The sequence below is a fragment of the Clavibacter lycopersici genome (genome assembly GCF_003576405.1).
GTDB classification, from domain to species: domain Bacteria; phylum Actinomycetota; class Actinomycetes; order Actinomycetales; family Microbacteriaceae; genus Clavibacter; species Clavibacter lycopersici.
This window is the reverse complement of the sequence record NZ_QWGT01000088.1, coordinates 1-10010: the sequence shown is the minus strand read 5'-3', so window position 1 is coordinate 10010 and position 10010 is coordinate 1. Positions and strand designations below refer to the sequence as shown.

Below are 10010 nucleotides of genomic sequence, written 5' to 3'. Positions count from 1 at the left end.
TCGGCGTGCGCGAGGGCGGCGTTGCCGTCCTGGTGCGCGCGCTCGAGGTCGTCGGGATGCGCGGCGGCCGCGGCCTCCAGCGCATCCGCCGCCCGGACGAGCGCGAGGTGCGAGAGCGCCTGCGGCACGTTGCCCGCCTGGCGCCTCCCGACCGGGTCGTACTCCTCGGAGAGGAGGCCGACGTCGTTGGACAGGGCGACCAGCCGGTCCATCAGCTCGCGGCCGTCCGCCTCGCGACCGGAGCGGGCGTACTGCTCGACCAGCCAGAACGAGCAGGCGAGGAACGGGTACTCGCCCGCGGGCAGGCCGTCCACCCCGGCGCTCGTGTCGTAGCGCAGCAGGAAGCCCTCGTGCATCAGCGACCGCTCCATGACCTCGACCGTGGCGAGCATGTGCGGGTCGTCGTAGGCGCAGAAGCCGGCCTGGGCGAGGATCAGGAGCGAGGCGTCCACCTCGGTCGTGCCGTAGTGCTGGCGGAAGGCGCCGGTCGCGGGATCCACGCCCCGGTCGAGGATCTCGTCGCGCACCCGGTCGCGCAGGTCCTTCCACTGCTCCACCGGACCGTCGAGCCCGTGCCGCTCCACGCCCTGGACGGCCGCGTCGAGCGCGGCCCAGATCATCGCCCGCGAGTGCGTGAAGTGCTGCTCGGCGCCGCGGATCTCCCAGATGCCGCTGTCCTGCCGCTCCCAGTTGTCCTCGACGAAGCCGATGAGGGCGCGCTGGAGCGGCCAGGAGAACTCGGTCTCGCGGACGCCCGCGTCGCGCGCCGCCTGGAGCGCCAGCATCACCTCGCCGATGACGTCGGCCTGGTACTGCTCGAAGGCGCCGTTGCCGACGCGCACGGGACCCGACCCCTGGTATCCGGGGAGGCTCTCGAGGTCGCGCTCGGGGAGGTAGCGCTCGCCGCCCAGGCCGTACATGATCTGCACGTCGCCCGGATCGCCCGCGATGGCGCGCAGGAGCCAGGTGCGCCACTCGTCGGCCTCGTCGTCGAAGCCGTGGGCGAGCAGCACCTCGAGGGTGAGCGACGCGTCCCGCAGCCACACGTAGCGGTAGTCCCAGTTGCGCGATCCGCCGAACTGCTCGGGGAGGCTCGTGGTCGCGGCCGCGACGATACCGCCCGTGTCCTCGTGCGTGAGCGCCCGGAGGACGAGCAGCGAGCGGCGGACCGCGGCCTGGTGGGGGCCGGAGTGCTCGATGGAGCTGGCCCACGACTCCCACCACTCGGTCGTGTGCTCGAGGGCGGCGTCCACGTCGAATGCGGGCGGCTCGCTGCGGTGCGAGGGGTACCAGGTGAGCGTGAGGTCGACGGTCTCGCCCGCGCTGACGTCGAAGGCCACTCCGTGGTGGTGGTTCGTGGCGGTGAGCTCGGGGCCGCGGACGACGACGGCATCGGGGCCGGCCACCGCGACGAGGCGCGGGTCGCCGTCGTCGAGCTTGCGGACCCACGGCAGCGCCGTCGCGTAGCCGAAGCGCAGGCGGAGGTCGCCCTGCATCCTCACGGTGCCGCTGATGCCGCGGACCCGTCGCACGACGTCGGCCCGGCGGTTGCCCATCGACATGAAGTCGGTGACCTCGACGGCGCCCTCGGGCGTCTCCCACCTCGTCCAGAGGACGAAGGTGTTGCCGAGGTAGGTGCGCATCGCCACGGAGGCGTCGGGGTGCGCGGGTGCGAGCCGCCACGAGCCGTGCTCGTCGGTGCCGAGGAGCGCGCCGAACATGGATGCGGAGTCGAACCGCGGCAGGCACAGCCAGTCGATCGAGCCGTCGCGGGCGACCAGCGCTCCCGTGTGGCAGTCCCCGATGAGTGCGTAGTCCTCGATGCGCATGGCCATGCGCCATGGTCCCACGGGGCGCTGACGGCTCCCTGTCGCCGCGCGTAGCCTGGCCGCATGCCCGCGACCCACACGCTCCTCATCCTCGGCGCCAGCGGCGACCTCTCCGCGCGCCTCCTCCTGCCCGGCCTCGGCGAGCTCCTCGCCCATCGCCCCGACCTCGACCTCCAGCTGGTCGGCGCGGGCACCGAGGAGTGGGACGACGAGCGCTGGCGCGAGGTCGTCCGCACGTCCTTCGCGTCGCTCGGCGCCGAGGGGCCGGCCGTCGACCGCGTGCTCGCGGGCACCACGTACCAGGCCGCCGACGTCACGGCCGAGGCCGACCTCGAGCGCCTGTTCGCGGCGTGCGAGGCGGCGCCCGCCGTGTACTTCGCCCTGCCGCCCGCGGTGACGGAGCGGGCGTGCGAGGCCATGACCCGGATCACGCTGCCCGAGGGCACGTCGCTGTCGCTGGAGAAGCCGTTCGGCACCGACCTCGCGAGCGCGCAGGCCCTCAACCGGCTGCTCGCGACGCTCGTGCCCGAGGAGCGCACGCATCGCGTGGACCACTTCCTCGGCCGGTCGACGGTGCGGAACCTCCTCGGCCTCCGCTTCGCCAACCGGCTGCTCGAGCCCGTGTGGAACGCGCAGCACATCGCGAGCGTCGAGATCGTCTACGACGAGCAGCTCGCCCTCGAGGGCCGCGCCCGCTACTACGACGGCGCGGGGGCGCTGGCCGACATGATCCAGAGCCACCTGCTGCAGGTGATGGCCGTCTTCGCGATGGAGGCGCCCGCCACCACCGACGCGCGCGACGTGCGCGACCAGAAGGCGCTCGTGCTCCGCGCGACCCGCCCGTGGGGCGGCGACCCGGTGGCGTCGTCGCGGCGCGCGCGCTACTCGGCGGGCGACGTGGAGGGGCGCGAGCTCCCGGCCTACGCCGACGAGGCGGGCGTGGATCCCGCCCGCGGCACGGAGACGCTCGCCGAGATGACGGTCGAGATCGCGAACTGGCGCTGGGCGGGCGTACCGTTCCGGCTGCGCTCCGGCAAGGCGCTCAAGGACCACCGGCGCGAGATCGTCGTGACCTTCCAGCCCGCGCCGCACGTGCCCACCGGGCTGCACGGCGCGCACGAGCCCGACCGGATCCGCATCCTCATCGCCCCCGACGAGCTGCATCTGGAGCTGAACGTCAACGGGCCGGCCGACCCGGACGTCATCGACCGCGCCGAGCTGGTCACCGCGTTCGACCCGGGCGACCTGCCGCCGTACGGGCAGGTCATCGACGGCATCATCTCGGAGGACGAGGGCCTCTCCGTGCGCGGCGACACGGCCGAGGAGTGCTGGCGCATCGTGGAGCCGGTCATCACCGCATGGCGCGCGGGCGAGGTGCCGCTGGAGGAGTACCCGGCGGGATCCGCGGGTCCGTGGGACGGCCCGCAGGTGGCGCCGAAGGCCTGAGGGCCGCGCGTGGCGGCGGACCGCTAGGCGCTGCGCACCGCCCGGAGCGCCGCGGGGACGCGGCGGGGGGCTCCGACCAGCTCGGCGATCACGTCGTCGAGCGGATCCTCGTCGAACACGGCGAGCTCGCGGACGACCGCGTCCTGCCGCACGGCGTCGTCGCGCGCGACGGATCCCGCCGCCCGGGCGTCCTCCAGGGGGAGCGCGGCCGTCGCGGGGGAGGCGCCGAGGGCGAGCGCCACGTCGCGCGCGATGTGCGCCGTCATCAGCTCGTCGAAGAAGCCGGCGGTGGTGTCGGGCGTGCGGCGGACGAGCGCCCATGCGCCGTCGGGGCCGAAGTGGTGCGCGAGCGCGGCCTGCACGATGAGGGCGAGCGGGCGCATGTCGGGCTGGGGATCGGCGTCCGGCGCGGTGCGCACGTCGTCGTCGGCGGTCGCCGTGCGGGTCGGGGGTTCCCCGGGCACGGCCTTGTGCGCGGGGACGTGGGTCGGGCGCACCGGGCCGCCGTGCAGGCGGGCGGCGATCGCGGCCAGCTCGCCGGTGGCCGTCGAGACGGCGGGCGCCGGGGGAGCCGGCGGTCCGGCGGCGGGATCACGCTCGGCGGTCCTCGTGGTGGACCTCGCGTCGGGCGCCGCGGGCGCGGCCTCGGTCGGGACGGACTTGCCTCTGCGCCACCGGAACATGATCCACGGCCTCCCCGATCGCACCGCCGCGATCGAGACCATCATCGTGCGCGACACGCCCGGGCCGTCCCGCGACACGCCGGTGATCCCGGGGCGGGGGTGCCGCGATGCGCCCCCGCCCACGCGGCTGCTCGCCCATGCCAGCGGAGCGCCTGCGAGACTGGACGCCCGGGACAGCGCGGTCCGCCCCGACCCCCTGGAGGATCCGTGGACCTGCCCGCCCTGCTCGCCGTGCCCGCCGTCGCCGTGACCGTCACGCTGCTCGCCGCCGTGGCCGCCGCCCTCGTCGTGACCGCCGTGGTCGCGCTCGGCGTCCGCGTCGTCGCCCGGCGCCGGGAGTGGGCGGCGCAGCTCGTCGCCCGCGCCCGACGTCCGTTCCGCGTGCTGCTCGTGGTGGTGGCGGTGTGGATCGCGCTCCGCGCCTCGGTCGCGCCGGGCGAGGTGCGCGACGGCCTCGACCACCTGCTGCACGTGATCACCATCGTGGCGGCAGCCTGGCTCGTGTGCGCGCTCGCGATCTTCTTCGAGGACCTCGGGCTCAGCCGCTACCGCGTCGACGTGGCGGACAACCGGGTCGCCCGTCGCGTGCGCACGCAGGTGCTCATCATCCGGCGGCTCACGGTCGTGGCGATCGTGGTGGTGGCGATCGGCGCGATCCTGCTCACGTTCCCGGGCGCACGGACCGCGGGCGCGAGCGTCCTCGCCTCGGCCGGCCTCGTCTCGATCGTCGCGGGCCTCGCCGCGCAGTCGACGCTCGCCAACGTGTTCGCCGGGATGCAGCTCGCCTTCAGCGACGCGATCCGGGTCGACGACGTCGTCATCGTCGAGACGGAGTGGGGCCGCGTGGAGGAGATCACGCTGACCTACGTGGTCGTCCACATCTGGGACGACCGGCGCATGGTGCTGCCGTCCACCTACTTCACGACCACGCCGTTCCAGAACTGGACCCGCACCAAGTCGGAGCTCCTCGGCGCCGTGGAGCTCGACCTCGACTGGCGCGCGACGCCCGCCAGCATGCGCGAGGAGCTCGACCGCGTGCTCGCCACGACCGACCTCTGGGACGGCCGCGTGTCCGTCCTCCAGGTGACCGACGCGGTCGGCGGCTACGTGCGGATCCGCGTGCTCGTCTCCGCGGTCGACGCGCCCACCCTGTTCGACCTGCGCTGCCTCGTGCGCGAGCGGCTCGTCGCGTTCCTGCACGAGCACAGCCCGCAGTCGCTGCCGCGCACGCGCGTCCAGATGGTGGACCCGCACGAGCGCGCCGACGCGCCCCGCGCGGGACGGCGGGCGGCCGAGGCCGAGCCGACGGGGCTGTTCTCGGGCACGGCACAGGGCGATACCCGCGCGGGCCTGTTCACCGGGCCGATCTCGACCGTGCCCGCGGAGGAGCGCATCGACCTCGAGGTCGACGGCGACCGCTGGCGCACGCACGACTGACGCGCACGCCCCGGAGGCCGTGCGCGTCGGAAGGGGTGGGCGGCTAGTTGCCCAGCTGCCCGTCGCGAGAGTCCTCGATGACGGTGCCGACCGCGATGGCCACGGTGATGGCCCAGCTCAGCCACATGAGGCCGAGCTTCCAGTCGCGCGGACCCCGACGGGTCGTCTGCATGGTGCTCCAGCCGCCGACGAGGGCGCTGAGGACGCTGCCGTTCAGGATGTACTTGCGCATGACACCTCCCAGTGTGCTTCCACGGTACCGGGATCCGACCGCCGCGACCGACGGCGCGTGGTCGGGCGGCGGCGTCCCGTCGCGCGCGACGTCCCGTTTCCGCAGCCCGCGCGGGCTCCCGGCGGGCGATGAGTACAGTGATCGCGGATCAGACAGGAGGCGCCCGTGCGCACAGCCCTCATCGGGGTGGTGCTCCTCGTCGTCGGCGCCGTCGCCGTGGCCACCGGAGCCCTCCCGCTCGACGACCTCGGCGTGCTGTACGAGCGGGTCTGGCCGATCCTCCTCTTCGTGGTCGCGATCACGGTGGTCACCGAGCTCGCGAGCGAGGCGGGCCTGTTCACCTGGATCGCCGAGCGCGCCGCGGGCCTCGGTCGCGGACGCACCTGGGCGCTCTGGCTCGCGACCGTCCTGCTCGCCTGCCTCTGCACGATCTTCCTGTCGCTCGACACCACCGCGGTGCTGCTCACGCCCGTCGTCGTCGTGCTCGCGCGGCACTGCGGGCTGCCGCCGCTCCCGTTCGCGCTCACCACGGTGTGGCTCGCGAACACGGCGTCCCTGCTGCTGCCCGTCTCCAACCTCACCAACCTGCTGGCGGAGCACGAGCTCGGCGGGCTGGGCCCGGCCGGGTTCGCGGCGCTCACGGTCGCGCCCGCGCTCGTCGCCATCGCGGTCCCGGTGCTCGCGATCCTCGTGATCCACCGCAGGGACCTCTTCACGCGCTACGAGGTCGGGCCGCCCACCGCGCCGACCGACCGCGTGCTGCTCGGGGGCAGCGCCGTGGTGGTGGGGCTCCTGGTGCCGGCGCTCGTCTCGGGCGTCGAGGTCTGGATCCCCGCGCTCGCCGCGGCGGTCGTGCTCGCGATCCTCACGGCCGTCCGCCGTCCGCGGGTCCTCCGGCTCGGGCTGCTGCCGTGGCAGCTCGTGGTGTTCGCGTCGGGCCTGTTCATCGTGATGGAGGCGGCGCAGTCGCTCGGGCTCACCGCCGTGATGGCCGCGGTCTCCGGCCAGGGCCAGGACGCCGCCGCGCTGTTCCGGCTCGCCGGCGTCGCGACGCTGAGCGCCAACGCCATCGACAACCTGCCGGCGTACCTCGCGCTCGAGCCCGTCCCGGGATCCCCGGAGCGCCTCGTCGCGATCCTCGTGGGCGTCAACGCGGGCCCGCTCATCACGCCGTGGGCCTCGCTCGCCACGCTGCTCTGGCACGAGCGGCTCGTCAGCATGGGCGTGCACATCCGGTGGTCGCGCTACGTGCTGCTGGGCCTCGTGGTCGCGCCGCTCACGGTCGGCCTCGCCATGCTCGCCTTCGTCCTCACCCGCTGACCCGGCGCCCGCAGCTGTCAGGCGGCTGGCAGTCTGACCGATCGTGCAGGACCTGACCGATCGGTCGGCATAGGCTCTCCGCGTGACCCGCACCCCCCGCGCCTCCGCCGGCGACGAGCTCCGCCCCATCGCGGCGGCGCGCTTCGCCCGCGACGGCTTCCAGGCGACCTCGCTGCAGCAGATCGCGGACGAGGCGGGCTACTCGAAGTCCAGCGTGCTCTACCACTTCGCCTCCAAGGAGGCGCTGCTCGACGCCCTGCTCGAGCCGACGATCGACGCGCTCGCCGAGATCATCGACCGGGCCGACTCCATCCAGGGCGACGCCGACGCGCGGAGCCGGTTCGTCGAGCGCTTCATCGACTTCCTCCTGCTGCACCGGCACGAGGTGGCGCTGTTCATCACGCAGGGCCGCTCGCTCGGGCACCTCGCCGTGATCGAGCGGGCGAACGACCTCGTGCGCACGCTCGGCGAGACGGCCGGCGCGCTCGACAGCACCCTCGACCAGCTGCGCTTCGGCGTGGCGCTCGGCGGCGCGGCGTACATCCTCGCCGCGAGCGACGACTGGTCCACCAACGAACCGCTGCCCGACGACGAGATCAGGGCTGCTCTCGTCGTGGTCGTGGGGGAGCTCCTCGCCCCCCTCGGCACCCGCTCCGCCTGATCCCCGCACCGCACCAGCACGTCCCCACGCGCACGTCCCACGCAAGGAGAGCCACCCGCCCATGGCCACGCTTCTGTACCGGCTCGGCCGGATCTCGTTCCTCCACCCGTGGCGCGTCGTCGCCGCGTGGATCCTCGTCCTCGGCATCCTGCTGGGCGGCGGCCTCGCGCTCGGCGGGAAGACCCAGGAGTCGTTCTCGATCCCGGGCACCGAGTCGCAGGAGGCCATCGACCGCCTGGGCGCCGTGTTCCCGCAGGCCGCGGGCGCGAGCGCGCAGATCGTGACCGAGGCGCCGGCGGGCGCGAAGGTCACGGACGAGGCCGAGAAGGCCGCCATCGAGGCGACCGCGACGGCCGCGGGCGAGGTCCCCGGCGTCGAGACGGCGCTGTCCCCGTTCTCCGAGTACGCGACCGACGCGGTGTCCGACGACGGCACCGTGGCGATCACGACCGTGCAGTTCTCCGGGCAGAGCGACCAGGTGACGACCGCGACGCTCGACGCGCTGAAGGAGTCGGCGGAGGCCGCGACGGATGCGGGGCTGACCGTCTCGTTCGGCGGCCAGGTCTTCCAGGACATCCACTACGGCGTGACGGTGACCGAGGCGTTCGGCGTGCTGTTCGCGGGCCTCGTGCTCGTGCTCACCTTCGGGTCGATGCTCGCGGCGGGGCTGCCGCTCATCGGCGCGCTGGTCGGCGTCGCGGCGTCCGCGGGCGCGCTCCTCGCCGCCTCGAGGTTCGTCACCGTCTCGAGCGCGTCGCCGCTGCTCGCCGTGATGATCGGCCTCGCGGTCGGCATCGACTACGCCCTGTTCATCCTGATGCGGCACCGCACGCAGCTCGCCAACGGCATGCCCGTCGAGCGTTCGGCCGCCACCGCGGTGGCGACGGCCGGCAGCGCCGTGATCTTCGCGGGCGTGACCGTGATCATCGCGCTGCTCGGCCTGCTCGTGGTGCAGATCCCCTTCCTCACCGTGATGGGGCTCGGTGCGGCGTTCGCGGTGCTCCTCGCCATGGGCGTCGCGACGACCCTGCTGCCCGCCATGCTCGGCTTCGCCGGCGAGCGACTCCGACCCAAGGAGGGCTCGCGGGCCGCGCGCCGCGCGAAGGCGCAGGCCGAGGGCACGCAGCGGACGCTCGGCGCGCGCTGGGTGGCGATCGTCACGAAGGTGCCGATCATCCCCGTCGTGATCGTCGTCGGCATCGCCGGCCTGCTCGCCGTGCCCGCGTCGCAGCTGCAGCTCGGGCTGCCGAGCGGGGCGACCGAGCCCGCGGGATCCACCAGCCGCGTCGCGTACGACACCGTCTCGGACGCGTTCGGCCCGGGGCACAACGGGCCGCTCGTCGTGCTCGTCGACATCACCCAGACCACCGACCCGATCGGCGTCCTCGGGCAGATCGGCGACGAGATCCGCGGGCTCGACGACGTCGCGTTCGTCGGCACCGGCACGCCGAACCCGTCGGTCGACACCGCGATCATCCAGGTCGTGCCCGACAGCGCGCCCGAGTCGGCGGAGACGACGGCGCTCATGCAGTCCATCCGGGACCTCGCGCCCGGGCTGCACGACCGCTACGACACGCGCGTCTCCGTCACGGGCACCACGGCCGTGCAGAACGACATCTCGCAGCGGCTCGACGACGCGCTCGTGCCGTTCGGCATCGTCGTGGTGGGGCTCTCGATCATCCTGCTGATGATCGTGTTCCGCTCGATCTTCGTGCCCGTCAAGGCCGCGGTCGGCTTCCTGCTGAGCGTGATCGTGTCGTTCGGCACCGTGGTGCTGATCTTCCAGGACGGGCTGTTCGCCGACGTGCTCGGCGTGACGCCCGGCCCCATCCTCAGCTTCATGCCGATCCTGCTCATGGCGATCCTGTTCGGGCTCGCCATGGACTACGAGGTGTTCCTCGTCTCCGGGATGCGCGAGGACTTCGTGCACCACGGCGACGCGAAGCGCGCCATCGTCACCGGCTTCTCGGGGGCCGCGCGCGTCGTGACGGCGGCCGCGCTCATCATGTTCTTCGTCTTCGCGGCCTTCGTGCCCGAGGGCGCCGGCGTCATCAAGACCATCGCGCTCGGCCTCGCCGTCGGCATCTTCTTCGACGCGTTCCTCGTGCGCATGACCCTCGTGCCCGCCGCCATGGCGCTGCTCGGGAAGCGCGCGTGGTGGATCCCGCGCTGGCTCGACCGGATCCTGCCGGACGTCGACATCGAGGGCGAGGGCCTCCGCGAGCACCAGGACGACGTGGACTGGGCCCACGCGTCCGGCGCCGCCGTCGCGGCCGAGCGCCTCGTCGTCGGGGTGCCGGGCCGCCGGCTCGCGCCCGTCGACCTCAACGCGCCCGCCGGATCCCTCGTGCTCGTCGAGGGCGACGTCGCCGACCGGCGGCTCGTCGGCGCGACGCTGGGCG

The 10010-nt window shown here is 73.8% G+C and carries 8 protein-coding genes; 5 read left to right on the top strand and 3 right to left on the bottom strand.

Annotated features, from left to right (window positions below; translation table 11 throughout):
• Positions 1-1835 (bottom strand): glycoside hydrolase family 15 protein (locus DZG00_RS07780; RefSeq protein WP_233550099.1); only part of this gene is annotated, 1835 nt, incomplete at its 3' end.
• Between the two features lie 57 nt (positions 1836-1892).
• Between DZG00_RS07780 and DZG00_RS07775 the strand changes: the two genes are divergently transcribed.
• Entirely contained in the window at positions 1893-3275 is a 1383-nt protein-coding gene (locus DZG00_RS07775) for a glucose-6-phosphate dehydrogenase (RefSeq protein ID WP_119455508.1), read from the top strand.
• Positions 3276-3298: 23 nt separating this feature from the next.
• Here the strand turns inward: DZG00_RS07775 and DZG00_RS07770 are convergent, their stop codons facing one another.
• A complete protein-coding gene (locus tag DZG00_RS07770) occupies positions 3299-3958 on the bottom strand; it encodes a hypothetical protein (protein ID WP_233550098.1) in 660 nt (219 codons plus the stop codon).
• 207 nt (positions 3959-4165) lie between these two features.
• Here DZG00_RS07770 and DZG00_RS07765 point away from each other — a divergent pair, with 207 nt between their 5' ends.
• Entirely contained in the window at positions 4166-5395 is a 1230-nt protein-coding gene (locus DZG00_RS07765; RefSeq protein WP_199688940.1) for a mechanosensitive ion channel family protein, read from the top strand.
• Positions 5396-5438: 43 nt separating this feature from the next.
• Here the strand turns inward: DZG00_RS07765 and DZG00_RS07760 are convergent, their stop codons facing one another.
• Positions 5439-5627 (bottom strand): hypothetical protein, encoded by a 189-nt coding sequence (locus DZG00_RS07760; RefSeq protein WP_119382276.1) that lies wholly within the window; start codon positions 5625-5627, stop codon positions 5439-5441.
• Between the two features lie 165 nt (positions 5628-5792).
• Here DZG00_RS07760 and DZG00_RS07755 point away from each other — a divergent pair, with 165 nt between their 5' ends.
• The 3 genes from DZG00_RS07755 to DZG00_RS07745 all read left to right on the top strand — a co-directional run.
• Positions 5793-6947 carry an SLC13 family permease gene (locus tag DZG00_RS07755; RefSeq protein ID WP_119382275.1) on the top strand — a complete coding sequence of 385 codons (1155 nt, stop codon included), beginning with the start codon at positions 5793-5795 and terminating at the stop codon, positions 6945-6947.
• An 82-nt stretch (positions 6948-7029) separates the two neighbouring features.
• On the top strand, positions 7030-7608 hold the full coding sequence (locus DZG00_RS07750) for a TetR/AcrR family transcriptional regulator (protein ID WP_119382274.1): 579 nt from the start codon (positions 7030-7032) through the stop codon (positions 7606-7608).
• Positions 7609-7669: 61 nt separating this feature from the next.
• Positions 7670-10010: MMPL family transporter (locus DZG00_RS07745; RefSeq protein WP_147359951.1), on the top strand; the 2341-nt coding region annotated here is incomplete at its 3' end.

What these genes read in the sequence shown, in the direction of transcription:
- DZG00_RS07775 (WP_119455508.1), top strand. Translation starts at nt 1,893, where the DNA reads ATGCCCGCGACCCACACGCTCCTCATCCTCGGCGCCAGCGGCGACCTC.
- DZG00_RS07770 (WP_233550098.1), bottom strand. Translation starts at nt 3,958, where the DNA reads ATGTTCCGGTGGCGCAGAGGCAAGTCCGTCCCGACCGAGGCCGCGCCC.
- DZG00_RS07760 (WP_119382276.1), bottom strand. Translation starts at nt 5,627, where the DNA reads ATGCGCAAGTACATCCTGAACGGCAGCGTCCTCAGCGCCCTCGTCGGC.